Source organism: Pseudomonas sp. GV105 (assembly GCF_003058185.1).
Lineage (GTDB): Bacteria > Pseudomonadota > Gammaproteobacteria > Pseudomonadales > Pseudomonadaceae > Aquipseudomonas > Aquipseudomonas veronii.
In genome coordinates, this window is the sequence record NZ_QBUF01000003.1 from 92,786 (window position 1) to 119,685 (window position 26,900).

Sequence of the window (26,900 nt, forward strand, 5' to 3'; positions counted from 1 at the left end):
CTATAGTGGCCCTTCTCTTATGGAGGGCCTTCGATGACTGACCTGCTGACTCCCATCCAAGCCGCACTCGATCTACCGCGCACCCCGCTGACCTCGACCGGGGCCGGCGCCTTGCCGTCGATCTTCGCCGTGAGCGACCTGGCCTGCGCCAGCATCGGCGCCGCCGGCCAGGCGGTTGCCCAACTCATCCTGCAACAGACCGGGCGCTTGCCCAGCGTGAGCGTGGACCGACGCCTCGCGTCTTTCTGGTTCTCTTCTTCGATCCGCCCCACAGGCTGGCAAGTACCGCCACTGTGGGACCCGGTGGCCGGCGACTATGCCAGCGCCGACGGCTGGATTCGCTTGCACACCAACGCGCCGCATCACCGTGCGGCTGCCGAGCGGGTGCTGGGCCACGTCGCTGACCGTGCCGGGATGGCGAGCAAGGTCGTCGCGTGGAACGCTGCCGAGCTGGAACAGGCGATTGTCGATGCCGGCGGTTGTGCCGCGCAGATGCGGTCGTGGCAGGCCTGGCAGCAACATCCCCAAGGCTTGGCGGTGAATGCCGAGCACCTGGTTCAGCGCCAAACTTTTGAACCCGCCGCCAACAGACCCTGGCGCGGCGCGGCGGCCCGCCCGCTGGCCGGCCTCAAAGTGCTGGACCTGACCCGCGTGCTGGCCGGCCCCGTGGCCAGTCGTTTTCTCGCCGGGCTGGGCGCGGACGTGTTGCGCATCGACTCGCCGACCTGGAACGAGCCGGGCGTGGTGCCGGAAATGACCCTGGGCAAACGCTGTGCGCGCCTGGACCTGAAAACCGCCGCAGACCGCCAGGTTTTCGAAGGGTTGCTCAAAGACACCGACATACTGTTCCACGGTTACCGCGCCGATGCCCTCGAGCAATTGGGCTACACCGCCCACGCATTGCAACAGCTCGCCCCCGGCCTGATCGACGTGAGCCTCAACGCCTATGGCTGGAGCGGCCCGTGGCGCAATCGCCGGGGCTTCGACAGCCTGGTGCAGATGAGCTGCGGCATCGCCGACGCGGGCATGGCCTGGAAACACACGGATAAACCTGTGCCGCTGCCGTTGCAGGCGCTGGATCACGCCACCGGCTACTTGATGGCGGCCAGCGCGATCCAGGCCCTGCGCGAGCGCTTGGCGTCCGGCCGTGGCGGCTCGGCGCAATTATCGTTGGCGCGCACGGCAAAATGCTTGATGGAGGCCGGGCCGGTTCCGGAGCAACCGGCATTGCGGGCCGAAGCCCTCGAAGACCAGGGGCTGGTGGTGGAGCAAACCGCCTGGGGACCGGCGCACCGATTGCTCGCGCCGCTGACCATCAGCGGCACACCGTTGCAGTGGGATTTGCCGGCAGGGGAATTGGGGTCGCACCGGCCTCGCTGGTGACCTGAGACCGCCATCGCGGGCGTGCCCGCGATGAGGCCCACACGATCAAGCCACCCTGCTCATAACGACAACACTCCGCTATACAGCCCATACGCCGCCAACCCCGCGCCCGCAATCACACAGGCGAAAATGCCTTTTTCCACATGGGTAAACAACGGCAGGCCCTGCTCGCGCTTGGCCAGGGCAAACAGCACCACGCCCGGCGCATACAGCAACGCCGACAGCAGCAAGTACTTCAGGCCCCCGGCGTACAGCAGCCACACCGCGTAGCCCAATGCAATCAAGCCCACCAGCAGATCTTTCAGACGCTGGCGCTGGGCGCCTTCGTAGGTTTCCCCGCGCCCGCTCAACAACACCGCGTAGGCCGCCGACCACAGGTAAGGCACCAGGATCATGGATGAAGCCAGGTAAATCAGGGTGGTGTAGGTGCTTTCGGAAAACAGCGTGATCACCAGGAATATCTGGATCATCACATTGGTCAGCCACAGCGCATTGACCGGCACCTGATTGGCGTTTTCCTTTTTCAGGAAGGCCGGCATGGTCTTGTCATGGGCCGTGGCGTAGAGAATTTCCGCGCAGAGCAGCGCCCATGACAACAACGCACCCAGCAGCGATACCGCCAAACCGATGCTGATCAGCAGCGCGCCCCAGGGACCGACGATGTGCTCCAGCACGCCGGCCAGGGACGGGTTCTGCAATTGCGCCAGTTCCGCCTGGCTCATGATCCCCAGGGACAGCAGGTTCACCAGCACCAGCAACGCCAGCACACCGAGAAACCCGATCACCGTGGCCCGGCCCACGTCCGAGCGTTTCTGCGCCCGCGCCGAGTACACGCTGGCGCCCTCGATGCCGATGAACACGAACACCGTGACCAGCATCATGTTGCGCACCTGATTCATCACACTGCCGAAATGCGGCTTGCCCAGGCCCCAGATGTCGGCGGTGAAGACATCGGCCTTGAACGCCACGCCGGCGATGACCACGAACATCAGCAGCGGCACGAGCTTGGCCACGGTGGTGATCTGGTTGATGAACGCCGCCTCCTTGATCCCGCGCATCACCAGAAAATGCACGGCCCACAGCAACACCGAGGCGCAGCCGATGGCCACAGGCGTATTGCCCTCACCGAATACCGGAAAAAAATAGCCAAGGGTGCTGAACAGCAACACGAAGTAGCCGACGTTGCCCATCCACGCACTGATCCAGTAACCCCAGGCGGACGAGAAGCCCATGTAGTCGCCAAAGCCGGCCTTGGCGTAGGCATACACCCCGGAATCCAGCTCGGGTTTGCGGTTGGCCAGGGTCTGGAACACAAATGCCAGGGTCAGCATGCCCACGGCGGTGATCGCCCAGCCGATCAATACCGCGCCGACTTCCGCGCGCGCGGCCATGTTTTGTGGCAGGGAAAAAATCCCGCCGCCGATCATGGAGCCCACCACCAGGGCGATCAAGGCGCTGAGTCGAAGCTTTTCAGACGATTGCGACATGAATTCTCCAGAATTAAAAGAACCACCGTGTACTCAACTAATTTACGCAGGCGCGTTAGCGTTTATCAGATATCGCGAATAAAACGCAGGCTCTAATAACCCAAAGGCATGTCAAAAAATAGAGTTTAGTCAAATTTATAAATTAAATAAGTATTGAACTTTAAGGTTTTGAGCGTCTTGCCAAGCCGGCCCGGAAAAAGTTTGCACATTCACCAAAAGGGACTAGCTTGAAACGTCCCGGCAATCAGGAAACCTTAACAATAAAAAAGCGCATAGAGGCTCTATGACGAGCGTCTTGGCGGCACTATCGCGCGCACGGCATTTTCACTCTAAGTCATTAATTCACAATGGAATGTGCCAATGATGTGATCTAAGTCAGCTGTTTGATTAGCGCACGGAATTATTCTGTGGTCTCTCTTCTCCTGCATTGGAGTCATACAATGTCTGAATCTGCCGGAAAACTTCGACTTGGCGCACTGGTTGCACTTGTCGTGGGTTCAATGATTGGCGGCGGGATCTTCTCTCTGCCGCAAAACATGGCGGCCAGCGCCGATGTCGGCGCCGTCCTGATTGGCTGGGTGATTACGGCTGTAGGCATGTTGACCCTGGCGTTTGTGTTCCAGACCCTGGCTAACCGCAAACCCGATCTCGACGGCGGCGTATATGCCTACGCCAAGGCCGGCTTCGGCGACTACATGGGCTTCTCGTCCGCCTGGGGTTACTGGATCAGCGCCTGGCTGGGCAACGTCGGCTACTTCGTGCTCTTGTTCAGCACCCTCGGCTACTTCTTCCCGATCTTTGGCGAGGGCAACACCCCGGCCGCGGTGATTGGCGCTTCGGTGCTGCTATGGGCCGTGCATTTCCTGGTATTGCGCGGGATCAAGGAAGCGGCGTTCATCAACCTGGTGACCACCGTCGCCAAGGTCGTGCCGCTGGTGCTGTTCGTGCTGATCGCCGTATTCGCGTTCAAGCTGGACATCTTCACCGCTGACATCTGGGGCCTGAAAAACCCGGACCTGGGCAGCGTGATGAACCAAGTGCGCAACATGATGCTGGTCACCGTGTGGGTGTTCATCGGCATCGAAGGCGCAAGCATCTTCTCGGCGCGGGCCGAAAAACGCAGCGACGTGGGCAAGGCCACCGTGATCGGCTTTATCACCGTGCTGCTGTTCCTGATGCTGGTCAACGTGCTGTCCCTGGGCATCATGACCCAACCGGAACTGGCCAAGCTGCAGAACCCGTCGATGGCGGCCGTGCTGGAGCACGTCGTGGGCCACTGGGGCGCCGTGTTGATCAGCGTCGGCCTGGTCATCTCGCTGCTCGGCGCGCTGCTGTCGTGGGTGCTGCTGTGTGCGGAGATCATGTTCGCCGCCGCCAAGGACCACACCATGCCGGAGTTCCTGCGCCGCGAGAACGCCAACCACGTGCCGGCCAATGCCCTGTGGCTGACCAACGCACTGGTCCAGGTGTTCCTGGTGATTACCCTGTTTTCCGCCAGCACGTACCTGTCGCTGATCTACCTCGCCACCTCGATGATCCTGGTGCCTTACCTGTGGTCGGCAGCTTATGCGCTGCTGCTGGCGGTACGTGGCGAGACCTACGAAAACGCCCCGGCCGAGCGCAGAAAGGACCTGATCATCGGCGCGATCGCGCTGATCTATGCGGTCTGGCTGCTCTATGCCGGCGGTACCAAATACCTGCTGCTCTCCGCCCTGCTCTATGCCCCTGGCGCGATCCTGTTCGCCAAGGCCAAGCATGAACTGGGCAAACCGATTTTCACCAACGTCGAGAAGCTGATTTTCGCTGCGGTGGTCGTTGGCGCCCTGGTGGCTGCCTATGGCCTCTACGCCGGCTTCCTGACTATGTAATTGTTGCTCACTGGAGGATCTGTAATGACCACGGAAAAAGTGAAGTACGGCGTACATTCCGAAGCCGGCAAACTGCGTAAAGTCATGGTGTGCTCCCCAGGTTTGGCCCACCAGCGGCTGACCCCCAACAACTGCGATGAACTGCTGTTCGATGATGTGCTGTGGGTGGCCCAGGCCAAGCGCGACCATTTCGACTTTGTCACCAAGATGCGCGAACGGGACATCGATGTGCTGGAAATGCACAACCTGTTGACCGATATCGTCGCCATCCCCGAAGCCCTGGACTGGATTCTGGAACGCAAGATCACCGCCAACCAGGTCGGCCTCGGCCTGATCAACGAAGTCGGCTCGTGGCTGCGCAGCCTGGAGCCGCGCAAAATCGCCGAGTTCCTGATCGGCGGCGTGTCGGCCGATGACCTGCCGGACAGCTTCGGTGGCAAGACCATCGAGATGTTCCGCGATTTCCTCGGCCACTCCAGCTTCATCCTGCCGCCGCTGCCGAACACCCAGTTCACCCGCGACACCACCTGCTGGATCTTTGGCGGCGTGACGCTGAACCCGATGTACTGGCCGGCGCGACGCCAGGAAACCCTGCTGGCCAGCGCGATCTACAAATTCCACCCCGAGTTCACCAACGCCGACTTCCAGATCTGGTACGGCGACCCGGACCAGGATCATGGCAACGCCACCCTCGAGGGCGGTGACGTCATGCCGCTCGGCAACGGCGTAGTGTTGATCGGCATGGGCGAGCGTTCGTCGCGCCAGGCCATCGGCCAACTGGCGCTGAACCTGTTCAAGCACAAAGCCGTCGAGCGCGTCATCGTCGCCGGCCTGCCGAAATCCCGCGCGGCGATGCACTTGGATACCGTGTTCAGCTTCTGCGACCGCGACCTGGTCACCATCTTCCCCGAAGTGGTCAGCCAGATCGTCGCCTTCAGCCTGCGCCCGGACGACAGCAAGCCCGGTGGCATCGATGTGCGCCGTGAAGACGCAAGCTTCCTCGACGTGGTCGCCACCGCCCTCAAGCTCAAAACCCTGCGCGTGGTCGAAACCGGCGGCAACAGCTTCGCCGCCGAGCGCGAGCAGTGGGACGACGGCAACAACGTCGTGGCCCTGGAGCCTGGCGTGGTGATCGGCTACGACCGCAACACCTACACCAACACCCTGCTGCGCAAGTCCGGCGTGGAAGTCATCACCATCAGTGCCGGTGAACTCGGCCGTGGCCGTGGCGGCGGCCACTGCATGACCTGCCCGATCATCCGCGACCCTATCGACTATTAATTTCCAGGCCTTGGCCGCCGCCCACAAGGCGTCGGCCAAGGGGATAACCTGAACACAAGGAGATCCACCATGGCTTTCAACATGCGCAACCGCAGCCTGCTGTCGCTGATGCACCACACCAATCGCGAGCTGCACTACCTGCTGGACCTGTCCCGCGACCTCAAACGCGCCAAATACACCGGCACCGAGCGCGCGCACCTCAAGGGCAAGAACATCGCGCTGATCTTCGAAAAAACCTCGACCCGCACCCGCTGCGCCTTCGAAGTCGCGGCCCACGACCAGGGTGCCCACGTCACCTACATCGACCCGGTGTCGTCGCAGATCGGCCACAAAGAAAGCATGAAAGACACCGCCCGCGTCCTCGGTCGGATGTTCGATGCCATTGAATACCGTGGCTTCGAGCAGGAAATCGTCGAAGAACTGGCCAAGTTCGCCGGTGTGCCGGTGTTCAACGGCCTGACCGCCGAATTCCACCCGACCCAAATGATCGCCGACACCCTGACCATGCGCGAACACAGCGACAAGCCGCTGCATGACATCAGCTACGCCTACCTGGGCGACGCACGCTACAACATGGGCAACTCGCTGCTGATGATCGGCGCCAAGCTGGGCATGGACGTGCGTATCGGCGCGCCGAAAGCCCTGTGGCCCCACGAAGACTTCATCAAACAGTGCCAGGCCTTTGCCGAAGAAAGCGGCGCGCGCATCACCATCACCGAAGACCCTCTTGAAGCGGTGAAGGGCGTGGACTTCATCCACACCGATATCTGGGTGTCCATGGGTGAGCCGGTGGAAGCGTGGGACGAGCGTATCGAGCAACTGCTGCCGTACCAGGTCAACGCCAAGATGATGAAAGCCTCGGGCAACCCCCGGGTGAAGTTCATGCACTGCCTGCCGGCGTTCCATAACAGCGAAACCAAGGTCGGCAAGGACATCGCCACGCGTTATCCGAACCTGGCCAATGGCGTGGAAGTGACCGAAGAGGTGTTTGAATCCCCGGCCAACATTGCCTTTGAACAGGCGGAAAACCGCATGCATACCATCAAGGCGATCCTGGTGTCGGCGTTGGCGGATATCTGATTTCGACACAACGCCTACTGTAGGAACACGGTCAAAATGTGGGAGGGGCGGTGCGACGATTCGACTTGCCCCCGATAGCGGTGTATCAGTCGACACAAGTATTGAATGTTAGCCCGCCATCGGGAGCACGCTCCCTCCCACACTTAGTCCTGTGTTCACACGCTGAACTCTAGAAGGATTGCATTATGCGTATCGTCGTTGCACTGGGCGGTAACGCCCTGCTCCGCCGTGGTGAACCCATGACAGCGGACAACCAACGCGCCAATATCCGAATCGCTACCGAACAGATCGCCAAAATCCATTCCGGCAACGAACTGGTGATCGCCCATGGTAACGGCCCGCAAGTCGGCCTGCTGTCGTTGCAGGCAGCGGCCTACACCAGCGTCTCGCCGTACCCGCTGGACGTGCTCGGTGCCGAAACCGAAGGCATGATCGGTTACATCATCGAACAGGAACTGGGCAACCTGCTGGACTTCGAAGTCCCGTTTGCCACCCTGCTCACCCAGGTCGAAGTGGACGCCAACGACCCGGCCTTCAAAAAACCCAGCAAACCGATCGGCCCGGTGTACTCCCAGGCCGAAGCCGAGAAACTCGCCGCGGAGAAAGGCTGGACCATTGCCCCGGATGGCGATAAATACCGCCGCGTGGTGGCCAGCCCGCGGCCGAAACGCATCTTTGAAATTCGCCCGATCCAATGGCTGCTGGAGAAAGGCAGCATCGTGATCTGCGCCGGCGGTGGCGGTATCCCGACGATGTATGGCGAAGACGGCAAACTGCGCGGCATTGAAGCGGTCATCGACAAAGACCTGTGCTCATCGCTGCTGGCTTCGCAACTGGAAGCCGATTTGCTGGTGATCGCCACCGACGTCAACGCGGCGTTTATCGACTACGGCAAACCCACCCAGAAGGCTATCAGCCAGGCCCACCCGGACGACATGGAAAAACTCGGTTTCGCCGCCGGTTCCATGGGGCCCAAGGTCCAAGCGGCCTGCGAGTTCGCCCGCCAGACTGGCAAAACCGCGGTGATCGGTTCACTCTCGGACATCGAAGCCATCGTCCAGGGCACCGCCGGCACCCGTGTCAGCACAGCGACCCCTGGCATCCGTTATCTGTGAAGTTGAGGAGAAATGCCTATGGCTACCTTTGAACCCGGGCACTTGCACATCGAACGCCACGCGCTGAACAAAGACGACTACAGCTACAACCTGTGCATCGACTATGAAATCAGCCAGCATCCCAAGGAAGGCCAGGGGATGCTGTTCACGCTGCATGGGTCGGTGCAGGGCAAGGACCTCAAGGAAGAATTCTTCCTGCCCAAGGACCAGGCCTTCGACTTTGCCCGGCACGCGATGAATATCGCGCAGAAGTACGGGATGCCGAAGATCGCGACACTCAATGGCGAGATGCACAAGCAGTACGACTCGATGTTCGAAGATGTGCGGCATCAGTTGAATGTGAAGCCCGGCGACCCCGTCAAACCCGAACACCTCGCATAACTCGGTCCAAATGTGGGAGGGGCAAGTCGAATCGTCGCACCGCCCCTCCCCCATTTTTGATCTCCCCCCCTGTCTGGCATACTTGCCGCCTCTCGCTCCCCAGAATTGTCAGCCGCCCCATGCGTATCCACGTCAGCTTCATCGACCGCGTCGGCATTACCCAGGAAGTCCTGGCCTTGCTCGGTGGGCGCAATCTCAACCTGGACGCGGTCGAGATGGTGCCGCCCAACGTCTACATCGACGCGCCGACCCTGAGCGCCGAAGTCCTCGAAGAGCTGCGGGACGCGCTGTTCAGCGTCAACGGCGTGCAGGCAGTGACCGTGGTGGACATCCTCCCCGGCCAACGCCGCCACCTGCAACTCGACGCCCTGCTGGCGGCCATGACCGACCCGGTGCTGGCCCTGGACAGCGCGGGCAAGATCCTGCTGGCCAACCCGGCGTTGATCGCCTTGTACGGTCGCGAACCGGCCGGCGAAAGCATCAGCGAACTGTTCAACGATCCGGCCTTGCTCGACACCTTGCTGGAGCAAGGCTTTCGCTTGCCTCTGCGCGAGATCAGCGTCAACGGCCAGACCCTGCTGCTGGAGGCGACGCCGATCACCGATGCCGGTGCCCTGCTCAGCCTCTACCAGCCCAACCGCATCGGCGAACAATTGTCGGCGCTGCACCACGACCATGCCGAAGGTTTCGATGCGCTGCTCGGCGAGTCGCCGGCGATCCGCACCCTCAAGGCGCGCGCGCAGCGTGTCGCGGTACTCGATGCGCCGCTGTTGATCCAGGGCGAGACCGGCACCGGCAAAGAGCTGGTGGCGCGGGCCTGCCACGCCATCAGCGCACGCTGCAGTGCGCCGTTCCTGGCGCTGAACTGCGCGGCGCTGCCGGAAAACCTCGCCGAAAGCGAACTGTTCGGCTACGCCCCCGGCGCCTTTACCGGGGCCCAGCGCGGCGGTAAGCCGGGGCTGATGGAACTGGCCAACCAGGGCACGGTGTTCCTCGATGAGATCGGCGAAATGTCGCCGTACCTGCAGGCCAAGCTGCTGCGCTTTCTCAACGACGGCAGCTTTCGCCGGGTAGGCGGCGACCGCGAAGTGAAGGTGAACGTGCGTATCCTCAGCGCCACCCACCGCGACCTGGAGAAGATGGTCGCCGAGGGCACCTTTCGCGAAGACCTGTTCTACCGCCTCAACGTCCTCAATGTCGAAGTGCCGCCCCTGCGCGAGCGCGGCCAGGACATCCTGCTGCTGGCGCGCTACTTCATGCAGCAAGCCTGCGCGCAGATCCAGCGCCCGGTCTGCCGCCTGGCCCCCGGCACTTACCCGGCCTTGCTCGGCAACCGCTGGCCGGGCAACGTGCGGCAGTTACAGAACGTGATCTTCCGCGCCGCCGCCATCTGTGAAAGCAGCCTGGTGGACATCGGCGACCTGGACATCGCCGGCACCTCGGTCGCACGTCAGAGCGACAGCGAAATCACCAGCCTGGAACAGGCCGTGGAAGACTTCGAACGCAGCCTGCTGGAGAAGCTCTACGCCAGCTACCCCTCGACCCGCCAGTTGGCGAGCCGCCTGCAAACCTCCCACACCGCTATCGCCCATCGCCTGCGCAAATACGGCATCCCCAACAAACCCTGAGCAGGGCGCTGTCCACTGTAGGAGCGAGCTTGCTCGCGAAAAACCCAAGGGCGCCGCGTTCATCCAGGCCTCCCACATCATCGTTGACGATCTTCGCGAGCAAGCTCGCGCCTACAGGGCTCGCATTCCCAATTGGGTCTGAGAACGACATCAACTGTACTGAAAGCGCTACAGCGTAACGATATCGCTACAACCCTGCTTTTTGCGCGCCATGCAAGGCTTTGATCCACATAGGCTTTTTTTCCAGCGCCGAAGTGTAGCGAAATCGCTACAACCTCAGCCGGCAACGCATTCGTCATTTTTATCAAGTCATTGATTTATAAACACTTAATGACATTGGCCGCGATATTGCTAAGCAACTCCCCATTATTCCAATCCCGTCCACCAGACGAATCTGGCCCCGAGGAGTTTCCATGAGCGAGTTGCGTTTCACTGAAGATCACGAATGGCTGCGCGCCGAAGCTGACGGCAGCGTCACCGTGGGTATCACCGCATTCGCGCAAAATGCGCTGGGTGATGTGGTTTTCGTGCAACTGCCGGAGTTGCAGGCTTACGAAAAAGGCGCCGAGGCGTCCACCGTCGAGTCAGTCAAAGCCGCCAGCGGCGTGTACATGCCCCTGGACGGTGAAGTGCTCGAAGTGAACGCCGAGCTGGAGGGCCGCCCGGAACTGGTCAACGAAGACCCGATGGGCGAAGGCTGGTTCTTCCGCTTTAAACCCGCCGATGCCGACGCAGTGACTACGCTGTTGGATCAGGATGCGTATGACCGCCTGATCAAAGCCACCGCCGAAGCCTGAGGAGCGCGCCATGACGATCAACTTGAGCACCGCCAACGAATTCATCGCCCGCCACATCGGGCCGCGCCAGGAAGATGAGCAGCAGATGCTCGCCAGCCTGGGCTTCGACTCCCTGGAAGCCCTCAGCGCCAGTGTGATCCCGGAAAGCATCAAGGGCACCAGCGTGCTCGGCCTGGAAGATGGCTTGAGCGAAGCCGAGGCCCTGGCCAGGATCAAAGCCATCGCCAGCCAGAACCAACTGTTCAAGACCTACATCGGCCAGGGCTACTACAACTGCCACACGCCGTCGCCGATCCTGCGCAACCTCCTCGAAAACCCGGCCTGGTACACCGCCTACACCCCGTACCAACCGGAAATTTCCCAGGGCCGCCTGGAAGCGCTGCTGAATTTCCAGACCCTGATCAGCGACCTCACCGGCCTGCCGATCGCCAACGCTTCGCTGCTCGACGAAGCCACCGCCGCCGCCGAAGCCATGACCTTCTGCAAGCGCCTGAGCAAGAACAAGGCCAGCACTGCCTTCTTCGCCTCGATCCACAGCCACCCGCAGACCCTCGACGTGCTGCGCACCCGTGCCGAGCCGCTGGGCATCGACGTCGTGGTGGGCGATGAACGCGAACTGAGTGATGTCAGCCCGTTCTTCGGTGCCCTGCTGCAATACCCGGCCAGCAACGGCGACGTGTTCGACTATCGCGAGCTGACCGAACGCTTCCACGCCGCCAACGCCCTGGTGGCCGTGGCCGCCGACCTGCTGGCCCTGACCGTGCTGACCCCACCGGGTGAGTTCGGCGCCGATGTGGCCATCGGCAGCGCGCAACGCTTCGGCGTCCCGCTGGGCTTCGGCGGCCCGCACGCGGCGTACTTCTCCACCAGGGATGCGTTCAAGCGCGACATGCCGGGCCGCCTGGTCGGTGTTTCGGTCGACCGCTTCGGCAAGCCGGCCTTGCGCCTGGCCATGCAGACCCGCGAGCAACATATCCGCCGCGAGAAAGCCACCAGCAACATCTGCACCGCCCAGGTCCTGCTCGCCAACATCGCCAGCATGTACGCCGTGTACCACGGCCCCAAAGGCCTGACCCAGATCGCCCAGCGCATTCACCAGTTGACCGCGATCCTGGCCAACGGCCTGCGCGCCCTGGGCCTGAAAGTCGAGCAAGAACACTTCTTCGACACGCTGACCCTCAACACCGGCACCCGCACCGCCGCCCTGCACGACCAGGCCCGCGCCCAGCGCATCAACCTGCGTGTGGTCGACGCCGAACGTCTCGGCCTGTCGGTCGACGAAACCACCACCCAGGCCGATATCGAAACCTTGTGGGCACTGTTTGCCGACGGTAAAGCCCTGCCGGACTTCGCCGCCAAGGTCGAAGGCAGCCTGCCGGCCGCGCTGCTGCGTCAGTCGCCGATCCTGACCCACCCGGTGTTCAACCGTTATCACTCGGAAACCGAGCTGATGCGCTACCTGCGCAAGCTGGCCGACAAGGACCTGGCGCTGGACCGCACCATGATCCCGCTGGGCTCCTGCACCATGAAGCTCAACGCCGCCAGCGAAATGATCCCGGTGACCTGGGCCGAATTCGGTGCCCTGCACCCATTCGCCCCGGCCGAACAAAGCGCCGGCTACCTGCAATTGACCTCCGACCTGGAAGCCATGCTCTGCGCGGCCACCGGCTACGACGCCATCTCGCTGCAACCGAACGCCGGTTCCCAGGGCGAATACGCGGGCTTGTTGGCGATTCGCGCCTATCACCAGAGCCGTGGCGATCAGCACCGCGATATCTGCCTGATCCCGTCGTCGGCCCACGGCACCAACCCCGCCACCGCCCACATGGCCGGCATGCGCGTGGTGGTGACCGCTTGCGACGCGCGCGGCAACGTCGACATCGAAGACCTGCGCGCCAAAGCCATCGAGCACCGCGACCACCTCGCCGCGCTGATGATCACCTACCCGTCGACCCACGGCGTGTTCGAAGAAGGTATCCGCGAAATCTGCGGGATCATTCACGACAACGGCGGCCAGGTATACATCGACGGCGCCAACATGAACGCCATGGTCGGCCTGTGCGCGCCGGGCAAGTTCGGCGGCGACGTCTCTCACCTGAACCTGCACAAGACCTTCTGCATCCCCCACGGCGGCGGCGGCCCAGGCGTTGGCCCGATCGGCGTCAAATCCCACCTGGCCCCATTCCTGCCCGGCCACGCGGCCATGGCACGCAAGGAAGGCGCGGTGTGCGCGGCGCCGTTCGGCAGCGCGAGCATCCTGCCGATCACCTGGATGTACATCAGCATGATGGGCGGCGCGGGCCTCAAGCGCGCTTCGCAACTGGCGATCCTGAATGCCAACTACATTTCCCGTCGCCTGGAAGAGCACTACCCAGTGCTCTACACCGGCAGCAACGGCCTGGTGGCGCATGAATGCATCCTGGACTTGCGCCCGTTGAAAGACAGCAGCGGCATCAGCGTGGATGACGTGGCCAAGCGCCTGATCGACTTCGGCTTCCACGCGCCGACCATGTCGTTCCCGGTGGCCGGCACCTTGATGATCGAGCCGACCGAAAGCGAATCCAGGGAAGAACTGGACCGCTTCTGCGACGCGATGATCGCCATCCGCGAAGAAATCCGCGCGGTGGAAAACGGCACCTTGGACAAGGACGACAACCCGCTGAAAAACGCCCCGCACACCGCGGCGGAACTGGTGGGCGAATGGAGCCACCCTTACAGCCGTGAACAAGCGGTGTACCCGCTGGCGTCGTTGATCGACGGCAAGTACTGGCCGCCGGTCGGCCGGGTCGACAACGTGTTCGGCGATCGCAACCTCGTGTGCGCCTGCCCTTCGATCGAGAGCTACGCATAACCTGGTCAAGAATGTGGGAGGGGGCTTGCTCCCGATGGCAGAGTGTCAGTTGATAGATCTGGTGACTGACACCCCCTCATCGGGGGCAAGTCGAATCGTCGCACCGCCCCTCCCACACTTGACCGCGTATGACCTCAAGAATAATAAGAACCTGGAGAACAACTCATGTCGTTAAGCGTGTTCGACCTGTTCAAGATTGGCATCGGCCCCTCCAGCTCCCACACCGTCGGCCCGATGCGCGCCGCCGCGCGCTTTGTCGAGGGCTTGCGCCGTGACGACCTGCTGAGCGCCACCACCTGTGTCAAGGTGGAACTCTACGGCTCACTCGGCGCCACCGGCAAAGGCCACGGCAGCGACAAGGCCGTGTTGCTCGGCCTGGAAGGCGAACACCCGGACACCGTGAACACAGAAACCGTCGCCACGCGCCTGGCACAGATGCGCAGCGCCGGCCGTTTGAACCTGCTCGGCGAACACAGCATTGTGTTCAACGAGAAAGAACACCTGGCGATGATTCGCAAACCCCTCGCCTATCACCCCAACGGCATGATCTTCCGTGCCTTCGACGCCGCCGGCATCCAGATCCGCAGCCGCGAGTACTACTCGGTGGGCGGTGGCTTTGTGGTAGATGAAGACGCTGCCGGCGCCGACCGGATCGTCGAAGACGCCACGCCGCTGACCTTCCCGTTCAAGAGCGCCAAGGACTTGCTCGGTCATTGCGCCACCTACGGGCTGTCCATCAGCCAGGTGATGCTGACCAATGAAAGTGCCTGGCGCCCCGAAGCCGAAACCCGCAACGGCCTGCTGAAGATCTGGCAGGTGATGCAGGACTGTGTGGACGCTGGCTGTCGCAATGAAGGGATCTTGCCGGGAGGCTTGAAGGTCAAGCGTCGTGCCGCCGCCCTGCATCGCCAGCTGTGCAAGAACCCGGAGTCGGCCCTGCGCGACCCGTTGTCGGTACTCGATTGGGTCAACCTGTACGCGTTGGCGGTCAACGAAGAAAACGCCAACGGCGGGCGCGTGGTCACCGCGCCTACCAACGGTGCGGCCGGGATTGTGCCGGCGGTGCTGCATTACTACATGCGCTTTATCCCCGGCGCGAGTGAAGACGGCGTAGTGCGCTTTCTGCTCACCGCCGCCGCGATCGGGATTCTGTACAAGGAAAACGCGTCGATCTCCGGTGCCGAGGTTGGCTGCCAGGGTGAAGTCGGCGTGGCCTGCTCGATGGCCGCCGGAGCGCTGTGCGAAGTGTTGGGCGGCAGCGTGTCCCAGGTCGAAAACGCCGCAGAGATCGGCATGGAACACAACCTCGGCCTGACGTGCGACCCGATCGGCGGCCTGGTGCAAGTGCCCTGCATCGAGCGCAATGCCATGGGCTCGGTCAAAGCCATCAACGCAGTGCGTATGGCCTTGCGCGGCGATGGGCAGCATTTTGTGTCCCTCGACAAGGTCATCCGCACCATGCGCCAGACCGGCGCCGACATGAAAAGCAAATACAAGGAAACCGCCCGTGGCGGTTTGGCGGTCAACATTATCGAGTGCTGACGCTTAGAAGCGCGTCCGCACGTTTTTCAGGAGCTGAATATGTCCACCGAAACCCTGTTGAAAACCCCGTTGCACGCGCTGCACATCGAACTCGGCGCGCGCATGGTGCCCTTCGCCGGCTACGACATGCCGGTGCAATACCCATTGGGCGTGATGAAAGAACACCTGCACACCCGTGATCAGGCCGGGCTGTTCGACGTGTCTCACATGGGCCAGATCCGCCTGACCGGCGCCAATGCCGCCAAGGCCCTGGAAACCCTGGTGCCGGTGGATATCATCGACCTGCCCGTAGGCATGCAGCGCTATGCCATGTTCACCAACGAGCAGGGCGGTATTCTCGACGACCTGATGGTGGCCAACCTGGGGAACGACGAGCTGTTCCTGGTGGTCAACGCGGCCTGCAAGGACCAGGACCTGGCGCACCTGCGTGCCAGGATTGGCGACCAGTGCAGCATCGAGCCGCTGTTCGAAGAACGCGCCCTGCTCGCCCTGCAAGGCCCGGCAGCGGTAAAAGTGCTGGCACGCCTGGCCCCTGAAGTGACCAAGATGACCTTCATGCAATTCACGTCCCTGCGCCTGCTGGGCGTGGACTGCTACGTCAGCCGCTCCGGCTACACCGGTGAAGACGGCTTTGAAATCTCGGTGCCCGCCGCCCACGCCGAAAGCCTGGCCCGCAGCCTGCTGGCCGAGACCGAAGTCCAGGCCATCGGCCTGGGCGCCCGCGACTCACTGCGCCTGGAAGCCGGCCTGTGCCTGTATGGCCACGACATGAACACCGACACCACCCCGATCGAAGCCAGCCTGCTCTGGGCGATCTCCAAGGCCCGTCGCGCCGACGGCGCTCGTGCCGGTGGCTTTCCCGGCGCCGACCGGATCTTTACCCAGCAGCAAGCCGGTGTGAGCCGCAAACGTGTCGGCCTGCTGCCTCAGGAGCGCACCCCCGTGCGTGAAGGTGCGGAAATCGTCGACGAACACGGCACCGTGGTCGGCAGCGTCTGCAGCGGCGGCTTTGGCCCGAGCCTCGGCGGCCCGTTGGCGATGGCCTACCTGGACAGCGCGTTCACTGCGTTGGATACCGAAGTTTCTGCACTGGTGCGTGGGAAAAAGGTGCCACTTCGTGTAAGTAAAATGCCATTTGTGCCGCAACGGTACTACCGCGGCTGATTGATTGTTTCTATAAGTAACGCGGTTGCGTTAACGCGCACTAATCTGTAACGCAACCGCCATAAAACAGTGCATTGACGATAGTCATTGTTATAGGGGTCAACCTATAACAAGTGACCATTTCTATCGAATAAGTCGTCCGCCCATTGTTCCCCCAAGTGCCACAAAGCCGAGCAAAAGCTGGGCTTTGCGCAGGGCTTGTTTTTTCTCCATTAGTTGACGTAGAGTTTGCTCACTGTGTTTGCATGGGTCGCTTGGAACCTGGACCTGGGCAGTAGCCAAAGTTTGCTACAACCCGTTCGACGTCTCTTACTTTCCTGCAACCCAGCCCAGTACTCTTTCATGCGAAAGGGGCTGTCATTCATTTTTAGCGTCAAGGAAATAAGAAAATGTCGGATAAACGTCAGAGCGGTACCGTCAAGTGGTTTAACGACGAGAAAGGGTTTGGTTTTATCACTCCAGAAAGCGGTCCGGATCTGTTCGTGCATTTCCGCGCTATTCAGGGCAACGGCTTCAAGAGCCTGAAAGAAGGCCAGAAAGTGTCTTTCGTCGCCGTGCAAGGCCAGAAAGGCATGCAGGCTGACGAAGTGATCGCCGAAGGCTGATCCCTCCTGCGACAAAAAGCCCCTGATGGTGACATCAGGGGCTTTTTTATGGGCGCGGTAAGGGCATTGCGCCGTAAAATGCTTTTTTTCTTCAGAGAGCCGGCCATGTCCAAACCCCTGCTGAGCCCCCAAGGCGACTTCCCCGCCGTTGGCCTGGGCCGTCGTCTGGCAGCGATGTTCTATGACTTCCTCCTCTGCACGGCGCTACTGATTGTCACGGCCTTTCTCTACAAGCTGGTGTGGATCGCGTTCGTGGGCGAAGCCAAAATGCGTACCCTCACCGAATCCGGCGCGCTGGACGGCGACCCGCTGCTGTCGACGATTCTGTTCTTCGTGCTGTTTGGCTTCTTCGCCAAGTTCTGGACCCATTCCGGGCAGACCCTGGGCATGCAGGTGTGGGGCGTGCGCGTACAGAACGCCGACGGCTCGCGGATCAGCCTGTGGCAGGCGCTGTTGCGCTTTGTGGTGTCGATTGCATCGTGGTTGTGCGTGGGGCTGGGGTTTATCTGGTCATTGTTCGACAAGCAGAAACGCAGCTGGCACGACATTTATTCTGACACGCAGTTGGTGCAGGTTCCGAAGCGGAAAAAATAACGCCCTGCTGGTGCGGATCAAAATGTGGGAGGGGGCAAGCCCCCTCCCACATGTTCGACCGGGTCAGGCGTTGCCGGCCAGCTTCAGGCGCGCAGCCTGAGTGAAGTCCAACATGCGCTTGAGCGGGCGCACCGCCTGCGGGATCACCGAAGGCTCGACGAAGATCTCGTTGCTGCCCTCACGCAGGCACTGCAGCGTGCGCTCCAGCGTATTCATCGCCATCCACGGGCAGTGCGCGCAACTGCGGCACGCCGCGCCGTTGCCGGCGGTAGGCGCTTCGACGAAGACCTTGTCCGGGCACAGCTGCTGCATCTTGTAGAAAATGCCGCGGTCGGTGGCGACAATGAACGTTTTGTTCGGTAAACGCTGAGCGGCGGCAATCAGTTGGCTGGTGGAGCCCACTGCATCCGCCAGTTCGATCACCGAGGTCGGGGATTCCGGGTGGACCAGGATCGCCGCGTCCGGGTACAGCGCCTTCATGTCTTCCAATTGCTTGGACTTGAACTCTTCGTGGACGATGCACGCACCGTCCCACAGCAGCATGTCGGCACCGGTCTGGCGCTGAATGTAAGTACCCAGGTGCTTGTCCGGCCCCCAGATAATGGTCTCGCCGTTGTCCATCAGGCTTTCGACGATTTCCAGCGCGCAACTGGAAGTCACCACCCAGTCCGCCCGCGCCTTGACCGCCGCCGAGGTGTTGGCATACACCACCACCGTGCGTTCGGGGTGTTGATCGCAGAACGCGGAAAACTCCTCCACCGGACAGCCCAGGTCGAGGGAGCACGTGGCTTCCAGGGTCGGCATCAGGATGCGTTTTTCGGGGGTAAGGATTTTGGCCGTCTCGCCCATGAAACGCACACCGGCGACCAGTACGGTCTTGGCCGGGTGAGCAGCGCCGAAGCGTGCCATTTCAAGGGAGTCGGAGACACAGCCGCCGGTTTCTTCGGCCAGGGCCTGAATCACCGGGTCGCAATAGAAGTGGGCGACCAGCACCGCGTCCTGAGCTTTGAGCTCGGCGGCGATGGCGGTACGCAGGCTAGCCTCTTCCTCGGCACTGAGGGCCTTGGGCTGCTTGGCGTCGAGGTGGGCTTGAACCAGAAGGCGTTCGGAAATTTGCGTCATGTTCGCAAGACCTGCAGGCGCCGTTGCGCGAAAGTCGAGTGTACCACCGGCTCTGGAGCCCTTCAGGCGCCGCCGGACGAAGTGATGATGTCATCAAGCACGGGTTAAGGTGAAGCTGCGCAAGGCTACAGAATATCGAATGGATTCAAAAGCCTAATCTGGCACGGCGCGACGCATCTGTCGGGCAAAAAAAAACGCGAAGGCGCATCACTGGGGCTTCGCGCGTTGACCACGATGAACCTCAGCGCATCAGCACATCCGGATCATCCTGCAACAGGACTGAGTCATGCATCTTCGCCAATGCATCCTTCAACGTCGACTGCTCCAGCGCATCCTTGGATTTTTTGCTTTCCCTGCCCGCGTGTTCGAGCAGCGCCAAGTAGTCACGCTTGGATGAGCCTTCCTTCGGCACCACGGTGTCTTCTACCAGGTTGGCCATCACATACTTCTGCGTGTGGGTATTCTGGGAAGCCGACTGTGTGACGGAAGCACGGGTCAATTGGCTGTCTGTATAGGCAAAGCTCGCGGTGCTGCTGACCCTGTCCTGTACGTGCACATACAGGTAATTCTGCGATTCGCGACTGCCATCAAACACCGGCGGTTTCCCACCATCAAGGCCTTTGTGGAAGCTCGCCGAAAGCACCGATTGCTGGTTCTGGGTGACACTGCGATCCGCGCTGCTGCGGCCATTAACCTGGTTTTTTTGCGACACATTGTAAGAAAAGCTGTCGACCTCTGAAGGGCGCATCGGGTTGGAGCTGTCTACGGCCTGCTTGAGGGAAGCCTTGAAGTCCGCCAGACCGGTCAGCAAGCCTTTATCGCTCCCGGCCCGGTCGGCCGTGGTGTTGAGCACCGACTGTGAAATGTCCGCGCCGCCGCCTTTGGCGAACTGCGCCACCAATGCTGCCCCCAAGCCGCTGTAGCGACTGGCCGTGGAGGTCGAGTTAAAGCGGGTGTTGATGATCTTGCTGACTGCGTCCTGGCTGCTATTTTCCCAGGCCCGCACACTTTCCCGACCCGGCATCTGCCCGTCTCGGGAGTAGATATCAACGACATCGGCAGCCGGATTACCGAGGCTGACCACCGACGCAGGTCGCACCGGCAAGACATCGACAGTGTTCGCCGAAATGGCGAGCGGTGTGGCTACAGCGCGAACAATGAGGGGATTGCTAGCGATGATCGGAGTTAGCGTAGTCATGACAGTCCATGTCTTGAAAGCTTAGCCTCCAATCTAGCCAAGATACGCCGCGTATTGACAGCATTAAAGCCGAAATAAGTGGCAAAGAGCCACGTCAAAAAAACCGCCTCTTTGCCGCATCGCGCAGACTCAGGAGCTGTAAGTCAACGCCACACATACCGCGCGATCGCTCGTAGGAATATGTACAGAACGTGCCGGCATTATCCAATGCCTTCCCACAGCAAAAGCAGTGCAGTGCGCAAGGAAGTCGCTGGTGGGGGGAGGTATCTTAATGACATGATGAAGGCCATTTAACCCGCTCGGCCAAACTCAAATGAATAGCACCGTCGGGATGGGCTCTGAGGTCAGCGAACTGGCCACCTCCGGCCTGAGCCAAAACGAAGCGTTCACCGAGCGCGTACTGGCCAGCATCAACGATTGCATCCAAGTACTCGATCTCGATGCCCGCCTCACGTTCATGAGCGAAGGCGGCCAAAACATCATGGAGGTCAGTGACTTCAACACCATCCGTGGCTGCTCCTGGCCCGATTTCTGGCAGGATCAAGGCAACCTAGACGCCAAGGCCGCCGTACAGGCCGCCAGAAACGGCGAAAGCGCCAGCTTTATCGGCCCGGCCCAGACCCTGGCCGGTAACCTGAAGTGGTGGCATGTACAGGTGAGCCCGATCCTGGGCAGTAACGGCCGGCCGGAACAGATCCTCTGCGTATCCCGCGACATCACGGCCCTGCGTGAAGCCGAAGAAGCACTGCGCAAGCTCAACGAGTCCCTGGAACAGCGGGTGGTGGAACGCACCCGCGACCGCGACCGCATCTGGCGCCTGTCCCCGGACCTGATGCTGGTGGCCCAACTCGACGGCGTGATCTCCGCCGTCAACCCAGCCTGGACTCGCATGCTCGGCCACGCCGAACACGACTTGGTGGGCAGCCAGTTGCTGGCCCTGGTTCACCCGGACGACTTGGCCGACTCCGCATCGGCAGTCAGCCGCCTGGGAGACGGCAAGAACTTCCCCAACTTCAAGAACCGTTACCGCCACCAGGATGGCAGCTATCGCATGATCGCCTGGACCGCCGTACCCGACAGCGATTACATCCATGCGGTGGGCCGGGATATCCAGGCCGAAGAAGAAGCCAAGGACGCCCTGCGCCTGTCGGAAGATGCCTTGCGCCAATCCCAGAAACTGGAAACCATTGGCCAACTCACCGGCGGCGTCGCACACGACTTCAATAACCTGCTGACGGTAATCAAATCCTGCGCCGACCTGCTCAAGACCCCATCCCTGAGCGAAGTGCGGCGCATCAAATACATCGATGCCATCGCCAGCACCGTCGACCGCGCCGCCCGCCTGACCGCGCAACTGCTGACCTTCGCCCGCCGCCAGGCCCTGCGCCCGGAAGTATTCAATGTCGGCGACAGCGTGTTGCGGGTGGGCGAGATGATGGACAGCCTGACTGGCTCGCGGATCAAGGTCACCATCGAAGTGCCGGATGAGCCCTGCTTTATAAACGCCGATGAAAGCCAGTTCGATACCGCACTGGTGAACATGGTGGTTAATGCGCGGGATGCCATGGCCGGCAATGGCCACTTGACCATCCAGGTCACGACAGCCGCCTGGCTGCCGTCGGTGCGCGCCCACCCGGGGCGGGTCGCCGACTACGTGACCATCGCATTGAGCGACACCGGATCAGGCATTGCGCCGGAAAAACTCGACGCCATCTTCGAACCCTTCTACACCACCAAAGGCATCGGCCAAGGCACCGGGCTGGGCTTGTCGCAAGTGTTCGGTTTTGCCAAACAGTCGGGCGGGGAGATTCTGGTGCAGAGCGAACGCGGCAAAGGCAGCCAGTTTACGTTGTACCTGCCCAAGGTCGAGGCCAGCACGATCCCGACCGCCCAGGACAACCATCGCGTACCGATCATCTCGAACTTGTGCGTGCTGATGGTCGAGGACAATGCTGACGTTGGCCTCTACACCTCGCAGACCCTGGAACAGATGGGCTTTCACGTGTTGTGGGTGCCGGACGCCAAGAGCGCACTGGAAGCCCTGGCCCCCAACCCGGAAAGTTTCCAGGTGGTGTTCTCCGACATCTCCATGCCCGGCATGAGCGGCCTGGAACTGCTCGACGCGATCGAAACGCTCTATCCATGGCTGCCGGTGGTGCTCACCACCGGCTACAACGACGAATACGCGCGCATTGCCCAAGAAGAAGCCAAGCGTTTTGTACTGCTGCAGAAACCCTATGCCACCGAGACGCTGGCCTTGCTCCTGCAAAAGGTCGTCAAGGGCCGTCTGGGCGGCTTGATGGGGGTGGAGTAGGTCGACGCGACTTTAGGATCAGCACGCTGTCGCCTTTCAGCATCGGAAGGCGGGTTGCATGTGGTGGGACTTGGCAGCTTGCACGGGCTTTTCACAAGGCAAAAAAAAACCCGGAAATCCTCACTTGCGTGGGCCTTCCGGATTTTCTAAACCGCCAAAAATGGTGGGTCGTGTGGGATTCGAACCTACGACCAATTGGTTAAAAGCCAACTGCTCTACCAACTGAGCTAACGACCCGCTGTGTTGTGGCGCGTATAATACTGATTTCTAAGGATTATTCAACACCTTATTTTAAATAAATCAAAAATAACGCGTTGGGTCCGTAATTCCGGCCATTTTGAAGCCTTCTGCACGCAGTCGGCAGCTGTCGCATTTCCCACAAGCACGGCCATCATCGTCTGCCTGATAGCAGGAAACAGTCAGCGAATAATCGACGCCAAGCCCTACGCCAGCCTTCACGATATCGGCCTTGCTGAGGTTTTGCAGCGGCGCCAGGATACGGAAGCCCTGCCCCTCTACCCCGGCCTTGGTCGCCAGGTTGGCCATGCGTTCGAACGACTCGATGAACTCTGGGCGGCAATCCGGGTAGCCGGAATAATCCACTGCGTTGACGCCGATGAAGATATCGCGGGCATTCAGCACTTCCGCCCAGCCAAGGGCCAGGGACAGGAACACGGTGTTGCGCGCCGGGACGTAGGTGATCGGGATGCCTTCGCTGGGGGCTTCCGGCACGTCGATGCTGCTGTCGGTGAGCGCCGAGCCGCCGATGCCGTTGAGATTCAGGCCAATGACCTTGTGCTCGGCCACACCCATGTCGCGGGCGACGCGGGCAGCGGCGTTCAGCTCGGCGCGATGGCGCTGGCCATAGTCGAAGCTCATGGTGTAGCAGGTGTAGCCTTCAGCCTGCGCCATGGCCACCACCGTGGCGGAGTCGAGGCCGCCGGACAGCAGGATTACCGCACGTTTTTGATCAATCGGTTGTTCAGTCATTTCAGCGTCCTGGCTCGTCGTTCCAAAGGTATTTATGCAGTTGCAGTTGCAGACGGACCGGTAGGTTATCAGCCACCACCCAGTCGGCCAGGTCGCGTGCGTTCAGGTCGTGATGGCTTGGAGAGAACAGCACCTCGCCCGCGCGGCGGTCCAGGCCGTACTGGATCAGCTTGGAGCTCGCCCAGTCGTAATCGTCGCGGGAACAGATCACGAACTTGACCTGGTCGTTGGCCGTCAGCAGGTCCAGGTTCTCGTAGAGGTTGCGATGTGCCTCTTTGGAGCCGGGGGTCTTGAGATCGACCACTCGGCTTACACGCGGGTCCACCGCGGAAATATCCAGGGCGCCGCTGGTTTCCAGGGACACCTCGTAACCGGCGTCACACAGCTGCTTGAGCAAAGGGATGGCGTTGGGTTGCGCCAACGGCTCACCGCCGGTCACGCAGACGTAGCGCGGCCGGTAACCGGCAACCTGTTCAAGGATGTCTTCAAGGGTTCGCACGGTGCCGCCACTGAAGGCGTAGGCGCTGTCACAGTACTGGCAACGCAGGGGGCAACCGGTCAGGCGCACAAATACTGTGGGCAGGCCGGCCGTTCGCGTTTCACCCTGTAACGAGTAAAAAACTTCGGTGATGCGTAATGTGTCTTGCATAGTCGCCACGGGCGTAACAGCTAAACAGGCTGTCCGCCTCCGTCAGGCACTTCAAGGAATTCCGCCAACGCGTAAACCCCAGGAAGCGTGTTTCATAAAAGGGCGTGGATTCTAACGAAAAAACCCGCGCCAGGCGCGGGTTTCTTCTAAACGGACAGCATCGCTTACAAGCGCTGCAGGTCGCGTTGAGCCAACTGGGCAGCGGAAGTCCCCGGATACTGGGCAACGACCTGCTGCAGAATGCCTTTGACCTTGTCGGTGTGACCCAGGCGGCGTTCTACGTCAGCGAGTTTGTACAGCGAATCCGGCACCTTGGCATGCTTGGGGTACAGCTGGCTGACCTTGGCAAATGCCTGGCCCGCCCCCTGCAGATCACCCTTTGCCAGGTTTACCTCACCCAGCCAGTACTGGGCGTTGCCCGCGTACTGACTGTTTGGGTAACGACCGAGGAATGCGGTGAAGGCCTTGCTGGCCTTGTCGAAATCCTTGGCCTTGATCAGGTCGAAGGCTGCATCGTAATACAGTTTTTCCTTCGCCGGATCACCCGGTTCGCTGCTGGCGGCAGGGGCTGCGGCGGCGGCCCCTGCTGCTGCACCACCGGCGGCGGCATTTGGCGCGCCACCGGCAGAAGAATTATCAGGAGTAGCGGCAGGTGTAACGCCGGCTCCTATGCGTCGATCAAGATCCTGGTATCGCTCCAGGCCTTCTTGCTTCAGCTGGTTCACTTGATTCTGCAGAACTTCAATGGCGCCTTGTTGCTGCGACAATTGATCCTGCATGCGTTGCAACTGGTTGAACAGTTCGCCCTGTGCCGAGGGAGCGGACGTAGCCGCCCCCCCAGCATAGGCGCCGTTCGTGCCATAACCTGCTGGCGGATAACTGCTCCCGCTATTGTTATAGCCTGAGTTGCTATCTTCCACAGGAACCGCAGCCCACACCGCAAGCGGCGCGAGGCTGAGAGCCAATACAGTTAGAGCACGACGGCACGTTCGCATGACGAATTACTTACGCAGTTCGACGCGACGGTTTTGAGCCCAGGACTGCTCGTCGTGGCCAGTAGCAACTGGACGCTCTTTACCGTAGGAAACCAGTTCCAGTTGGCCTGGAGCAACACCTTGCAGTACCAGATAGCGCTGAACGGCTTTCGCACGACGCTCGCCCAGTGCCATGTTGTACTCGCGAGTACCACGTTCGTCGGTGTTACCTTCCAGAACAACGCGAGCGCCGTTAGCTTTCAGGTCCTTCGCGTGAACGTCCAGAGCGCGCATGGCTTCTGGTTTCAGGTCCGAACTGTCGTATTCGAAGTAGAAAGTGGTGATTGCGCGCAGAGCAGCTTCTTCGCTCAGGGAGCCGTCAACTGCACCAGTGTTGGCGCCATAACCAGCGTTTGGATCAACAGCTGCGCCTTCACCGGCATTGTCGCCGCCTTTAGACGAGCAACCAACGGCTACGGACAGAGCCAGAGCCAGAGCAGCAAACTTACCAAACTTCAGCATTTCCATCGTGAAACTCCTAATGAACCCCAGTGTGTTAAGCAAATCATGTAGCGCCGCGTCAGTTCAGGTAAGGGGACCAGGATGGTTCTCTGACTTCGCCTTGTGCGGTAGGAAGCGGGAGCCTTACGCGTCCATTAATGGACACGAGCATCAAGACTCCCCGGCCCTGCTGGCGGGTGGCGTAGATTACCATGGTGCCGTTGGGCGCAACAGTGGCTGACTCATCTAGGTTGGTATCTGTAAGGATTTTTACGGTTCCGCGCTGCAAATCCTGGGCCGCAACCCGGAAATTAGTGAAACCATCCTGACGGTGAATCATCACCAACGTCTTTTCATCAGCCGAAAGCTTAGGGTTGGCGTTGTAGTTACCAATAAAGGTCACGCGTTCCGCGCCACCGCCACCCACGCTCGTTTTATAAATTTGAGGCTTGCCGCCACGGTCGGAGGTGAAATAGATGGTCGAACCATCTTTACCCCAGAACGGTTCGGTGTTGATACCAGGACCGCTGGTCACGCGGCTGATCTGGCGCGAAGCCATGTTCATCACGTAGATATCCGGGTTGCCGTCCTTGGACAGCACGAAAGCCAGGCGCGAACCATCCGGCGACCAGGCTGGCGCACCGTTGAGGCCTTCGAAGTTGGTGATCTGCTCACGACGGCCAGTATCGATGTGCTGGACGAAGATGCGCGGACGCTTCTGCTCGAAGGACACGTAGGCAATGCGCTTGCCGTCCGGCGCGAAGCGCGGCGACAGGATTGGTTCACGCGATTGCAGCAAGGTCACAGCGCGCGCGCCGTCATAGTCGGAACGCTGCAGCGTGTAGCGCGTGTTGTCTACGGAGAAACGCTCGGCCGTTACATACAGCAGACGTGTCGAGAAAGCCCCCTTGATACCGGTAAGCTTTTCAAACGACTGGTCCGAGATGTAGTGGGCCATGTCGCGCAGTTGTTCGGCGGTGCCCGATACGCTGCCGGTCAAGACCTGCTGCTCGGTCGCCACGTTGAACAAGGCGTACTGGATCTGCAGGCGACCGCCGGCCGGCACGATGCTGCCGACCATCAGGTACTGGGCGCCCACGGCTTTCCAGTCGCGGAAGATGACTTCGCTGGCCTGGGTCGGCTGGCTGATCATGTTGCCTTTGGGAATCGGCGCGTAGTAACCGGAGTTGCGCAGGTCGTCGCTGACGATCTGGGCCATGTCGTCCGGCAACACGCTGCCGCCCTGCCAGCCGAACGGTACAACGGCGATCGGGGTGGCCCGATCGCTACCGCTGGTGACCAGGATGTTCTTTTCATCCGCCGCCGCTATCCCTGCCATACAGCAAATAACGACAAGCATTCCTCGAAGAAGGTTT

General features: G+C 61.0%; 22 protein-coding genes and 1 tRNA gene. 14 read left to right on the plus strand and 9 right to left on the minus strand.

The features are described 5' to 3' along the window. Window positions 1-33: 33 nt before the first annotated feature. Window positions 34-1,383 carry a CoA transferase gene (locus tag C8K66_RS06640; RefSeq protein ID WP_108524478.1) on the plus strand — a complete coding sequence of 450 codons (1,350 nt, stop codon included), beginning with the start codon at window positions 34-36 and terminating at the stop codon, window positions 1,381-1,383. A gap of 59 nt (window positions 1,384-1,442) precedes the next feature. Here the strand turns inward: C8K66_RS06640 and arcD (C8K66_RS06645) are convergent, their stop codons facing one another. Continuing rightward, window positions 1,443-2,870, minus strand: coding sequence for an arginine-ornithine antiporter (gene arcD / locus C8K66_RS06645; protein WP_046382266.1), 1,428 nt, complete (start codon window positions 2,868-2,870; stop codon window positions 1,443-1,445). Window positions 2,871-3,310: 440 nt separating this feature from the next. Between arcD (C8K66_RS06645) and arcD (C8K66_RS06650) the strand changes: the two genes are divergently transcribed. From arcD (C8K66_RS06650) to C8K66_RS06710, 12 genes are all read left to right on the plus strand, one after another. After that, window positions 3,311-4,738 carry an arginine-ornithine antiporter gene (arcD, locus tag C8K66_RS06650; RefSeq protein WP_026140052.1) on the plus strand — a complete coding sequence of 476 codons (1,428 nt, stop codon included), beginning with the start codon at window positions 3,311-3,313 and terminating at the stop codon, window positions 4,736-4,738. Between the two features lie 24 nt (window positions 4,739-4,762). Then, a complete protein-coding gene (gene arcA / locus C8K66_RS06655) occupies window positions 4,763-6,019 on the plus strand; it encodes an arginine deiminase (RefSeq protein ID WP_017847148.1) in 1,257 nt (418 codons plus the stop codon). Window positions 6,020-6,088: 69 nt separating this feature from the next. Then, window positions 6,089-7,099, plus strand: a complete 1,011-nt coding sequence (locus C8K66_RS06660; RefSeq protein ID WP_017847147.1) for an ornithine carbamoyltransferase — start codon at window positions 6,089-6,091, stop codon at window positions 7,097-7,099. Window positions 7,100-7,284: 185 nt separating this feature from the next. Further along, window positions 7,285-8,214 (plus strand): carbamate kinase, encoded by a 930-nt coding sequence (arcC, locus tag C8K66_RS06665; protein ID WP_017847146.1) that lies wholly within the window; start codon window positions 7,285-7,287, stop codon window positions 8,212-8,214. Window positions 8,215-8,232: 18 nt separating this feature from the next. After that, window positions 8,233-8,595: a DUF5064 family protein gene (locus C8K66_RS06670; protein WP_046382264.1), complete on the plus strand. Its 363-nt coding sequence runs from the start codon at window positions 8,233-8,235 to the stop codon at window positions 8,593-8,595. Window positions 8,596-8,714: 119 nt separating this feature from the next. After that, window positions 8,715-10,223, plus strand: coding sequence for a sigma-54-dependent transcriptional regulator (locus C8K66_RS06675; protein WP_017847144.1), 1,509 nt, complete (start codon window positions 8,715-8,717; stop codon window positions 10,221-10,223). 413 nt (window positions 10,224-10,636) lie between these two features. After that, window positions 10,637-11,020, plus strand: coding sequence for a glycine cleavage system protein GcvH (gene gcvH, locus C8K66_RS06685; RefSeq protein ID WP_046490087.1), 384 nt, complete (start codon window positions 10,637-10,639; stop codon window positions 11,018-11,020). A 10-nt stretch (window positions 11,021-11,030) separates the two neighbouring features. Then, window positions 11,031-13,871 (plus strand): aminomethyl-transferring glycine dehydrogenase, encoded by a 2,841-nt coding sequence (gene gcvP / locus C8K66_RS06690; RefSeq protein WP_108524480.1) that lies wholly within the window; start codon window positions 11,031-11,033, stop codon window positions 13,869-13,871. A 165-nt stretch (window positions 13,872-14,036) separates the two neighbouring features. After that, window positions 14,037-15,413, plus strand: a complete 1,377-nt coding sequence (locus C8K66_RS06695) for an L-serine ammonia-lyase (protein WP_017847141.1) — start codon at window positions 14,037-14,039, stop codon at window positions 15,411-15,413. Window positions 15,414-15,452: 39 nt separating this feature from the next. Beyond that, window positions 15,453-16,577, plus strand: coding sequence for a glycine cleavage system aminomethyltransferase GcvT (gene gcvT, locus C8K66_RS06700; RefSeq protein ID WP_046490083.1), 1,125 nt, complete (start codon window positions 15,453-15,455; stop codon window positions 16,575-16,577). 389 nt (window positions 16,578-16,966) lie between these two features. After that, a complete protein-coding gene (locus tag C8K66_RS06705; protein ID WP_017847139.1) occupies window positions 16,967-17,182 on the plus strand; it encodes a cold-shock protein in 216 nt (71 codons plus the stop codon). 105 nt (window positions 17,183-17,287) lie between these two features. Beyond that, window positions 17,288-17,776, plus strand: coding sequence for an RDD family protein (locus C8K66_RS06710; RefSeq protein ID WP_017847138.1), 489 nt, complete (start codon window positions 17,288-17,290; stop codon window positions 17,774-17,776). Window positions 17,777-17,839: 63 nt separating this feature from the next. On the opposite strand, the gene nadA is transcribed toward C8K66_RS06710, so the two are convergent. Both nadA and C8K66_RS06720 read right to left on the minus strand, forming a co-directional pair. Beyond that, window positions 17,840-18,898, minus strand: a complete 1,059-nt coding sequence (gene nadA, locus C8K66_RS06715) for a quinolinate synthase NadA (RefSeq protein ID WP_017847137.1) — start codon at window positions 18,896-18,898, stop codon at window positions 17,840-17,842. A 241-nt stretch (window positions 18,899-19,139) separates the two neighbouring features. Beyond that, window positions 19,140-19,922 carry a hypothetical protein gene (locus C8K66_RS06720; RefSeq protein ID WP_108524481.1) on the minus strand — a complete coding sequence of 261 codons (783 nt, stop codon included), beginning with the start codon at window positions 19,920-19,922 and terminating at the stop codon, window positions 19,140-19,142. A 487-nt stretch (window positions 19,923-20,409) separates the two neighbouring features. On the opposite strand from C8K66_RS06720, the gene C8K66_RS06725 reads away from it, so the two are divergent. Further along, window positions 20,410-22,410: a PAS domain-containing sensor histidine kinase gene (locus C8K66_RS06725; RefSeq protein WP_241561604.1), complete on the plus strand. Its 2,001-nt coding sequence runs from the start codon at window positions 20,410-20,412 to the stop codon at window positions 22,408-22,410. A gap of 161 nt (window positions 22,411-22,571) precedes the next feature. Here C8K66_RS06725 and C8K66_RS06730 read toward each other — a convergent pair. From C8K66_RS06730 to tolB, 6 genes are all read right to left on the minus strand, one after another. Then, window positions 22,572-22,647, minus strand: a tRNA-Lys gene (locus tag C8K66_RS06730). A gap of 63 nt (window positions 22,648-22,710) precedes the next feature. Further along, the gene (queC, locus tag C8K66_RS06735) at window positions 22,711-23,385 is read right to left on the minus strand and encodes a 7-cyano-7-deazaguanine synthase QueC (protein WP_162231531.1); all 675 of its coding nucleotides are present in this window, start codon (window positions 23,383-23,385) and stop codon (window positions 22,711-22,713) included. Between the two features lie 16 nt (window positions 23,386-23,401). Then, window positions 23,402-24,049 (minus strand): 7-carboxy-7-deazaguanine synthase QueE, encoded by a 648-nt coding sequence (gene queE, locus C8K66_RS06740; RefSeq protein WP_017847133.1) that lies wholly within the window; start codon window positions 24,047-24,049, stop codon window positions 23,402-23,404. A 164-nt stretch (window positions 24,050-24,213) separates the two neighbouring features. Further along, the gene (ybgF, locus tag C8K66_RS06745) at window positions 24,214-25,044 is read right to left on the minus strand and encodes a tol-pal system protein YbgF (protein WP_108524482.1); all 831 of its coding nucleotides are present in this window, start codon (window positions 25,042-25,044) and stop codon (window positions 24,214-24,216) included. A 6-nt stretch (window positions 25,045-25,050) separates the two neighbouring features. Further along, window positions 25,051-25,551 (minus strand): peptidoglycan-associated lipoprotein Pal, encoded by a 501-nt coding sequence (gene pal / locus C8K66_RS06750; RefSeq protein WP_003209827.1) that lies wholly within the window; start codon window positions 25,549-25,551, stop codon window positions 25,051-25,053. Window positions 25,552-25,603: 52 nt separating this feature from the next. Next, window positions 25,604-26,884, minus strand: a complete 1,281-nt coding sequence (tolB, locus tag C8K66_RS06755) for a Tol-Pal system beta propeller repeat protein TolB (RefSeq protein ID WP_046382256.1) — start codon at window positions 26,882-26,884, stop codon at window positions 25,604-25,606. Between the last annotated feature and the right edge of the window lie 16 nt (window positions 26,885-26,900).

What these genes read in the sequence shown, in the direction of transcription:
- pal (WP_003209827.1), bottom strand. Translation starts at nt 25,551, where the DNA reads ATGGAAATGCTGAAGTTTGGTAAGTTTGCTGCTCTGGCTCTGGCTCTG.
- C8K66_RS06695 (WP_017847141.1), top strand. Translation starts at nt 14,037, where the DNA reads ATGTCGTTAAGCGTGTTCGACCTGTTCAAGATTGGCATCGGCCCCTCC.
- arcD (WP_026140052.1), top strand. Translation starts at nt 3,311, where the DNA reads ATGTCTGAATCTGCCGGAAAACTTCGACTTGGCGCACTGGTTGCACTT.
- C8K66_RS06640 (WP_108524478.1), top strand. Translation starts at nt 34, where the DNA reads ATGACTGACCTGCTGACTCCCATCCAAGCCGCACTCGATCTACCGCGC.
- C8K66_RS06675 (WP_017847144.1), top strand. Translation starts at nt 8,715, where the DNA reads ATGCGTATCCACGTCAGCTTCATCGACCGCGTCGGCATTACCCAGGAA.
- C8K66_RS06660 (WP_017847147.1), top strand. Translation starts at nt 6,089, where the DNA reads ATGGCTTTCAACATGCGCAACCGCAGCCTGCTGTCGCTGATGCACCAC.
- C8K66_RS06710 (WP_017847138.1), top strand. Translation starts at nt 17,288, where the DNA reads ATGTCCAAACCCCTGCTGAGCCCCCAAGGCGACTTCCCCGCCGTTGGC.
- C8K66_RS06705 (WP_017847139.1), top strand. Translation starts at nt 16,967, where the DNA reads ATGTCGGATAAACGTCAGAGCGGTACCGTCAAGTGGTTTAACGACGAG.
- tolB (WP_046382256.1), bottom strand. Translation starts at nt 26,884, where the DNA reads ATGCTTGTCGTTATTTGCTGTATGGCAGGGATAGCGGCGGCGGATGAA.
- C8K66_RS06670 (WP_046382264.1), top strand. Translation starts at nt 8,233, where the DNA reads ATGGCTACCTTTGAACCCGGGCACTTGCACATCGAACGCCACGCGCTG.
- ybgF (WP_108524482.1), bottom strand. Translation starts at nt 25,044, where the DNA reads ATGCGAACGTGCCGTCGTGCTCTAACTGTATTGGCTCTCAGCCTCGCG.
- gcvH (WP_046490087.1), top strand. Translation starts at nt 10,637, where the DNA reads ATGAGCGAGTTGCGTTTCACTGAAGATCACGAATGGCTGCGCGCCGAA.
- gcvP (WP_108524480.1), top strand. Translation starts at nt 11,031, where the DNA reads ATGACGATCAACTTGAGCACCGCCAACGAATTCATCGCCCGCCACATC.
- arcD (WP_046382266.1), bottom strand. Translation starts at nt 2,870, where the DNA reads ATGTCGCAATCGTCTGAAAAGCTTCGACTCAGCGCCTTGATCGCCCTG.
- gcvT (WP_046490083.1), top strand. Translation starts at nt 15,453, where the DNA reads ATGTCCACCGAAACCCTGTTGAAAACCCCGTTGCACGCGCTGCACATC.
- C8K66_RS06720 (WP_108524481.1), bottom strand. Translation starts at nt 19,922, where the DNA reads ATGCCGGGTCGGGAAAGTGTGCGGGCCTGGGAAAATAGCAGCCAGGAC.
- C8K66_RS06725 (WP_241561604.1), top strand. Translation starts at nt 20,410, where the DNA reads ATGAATAGCACCGTCGGGATGGGCTCTGAGGTCAGCGAACTGGCCACC.
- arcC (WP_017847146.1), top strand. Translation starts at nt 7,285, where the DNA reads ATGCGTATCGTCGTTGCACTGGGCGGTAACGCCCTGCTCCGCCGTGGT.
- arcA (WP_017847148.1), top strand. Translation starts at nt 4,763, where the DNA reads ATGACCACGGAAAAAGTGAAGTACGGCGTACATTCCGAAGCCGGCAAA.
- nadA (WP_017847137.1), bottom strand. Translation starts at nt 18,898, where the DNA reads ATGACGCAAATTTCCGAACGCCTTCTGGTTCAAGCCCACCTCGACGCC.
- queE (WP_017847133.1), bottom strand. Translation starts at nt 24,049, where the DNA reads ATGCAAGACACATTACGCATCACCGAAGTTTTTTACTCGTTACAGGGT.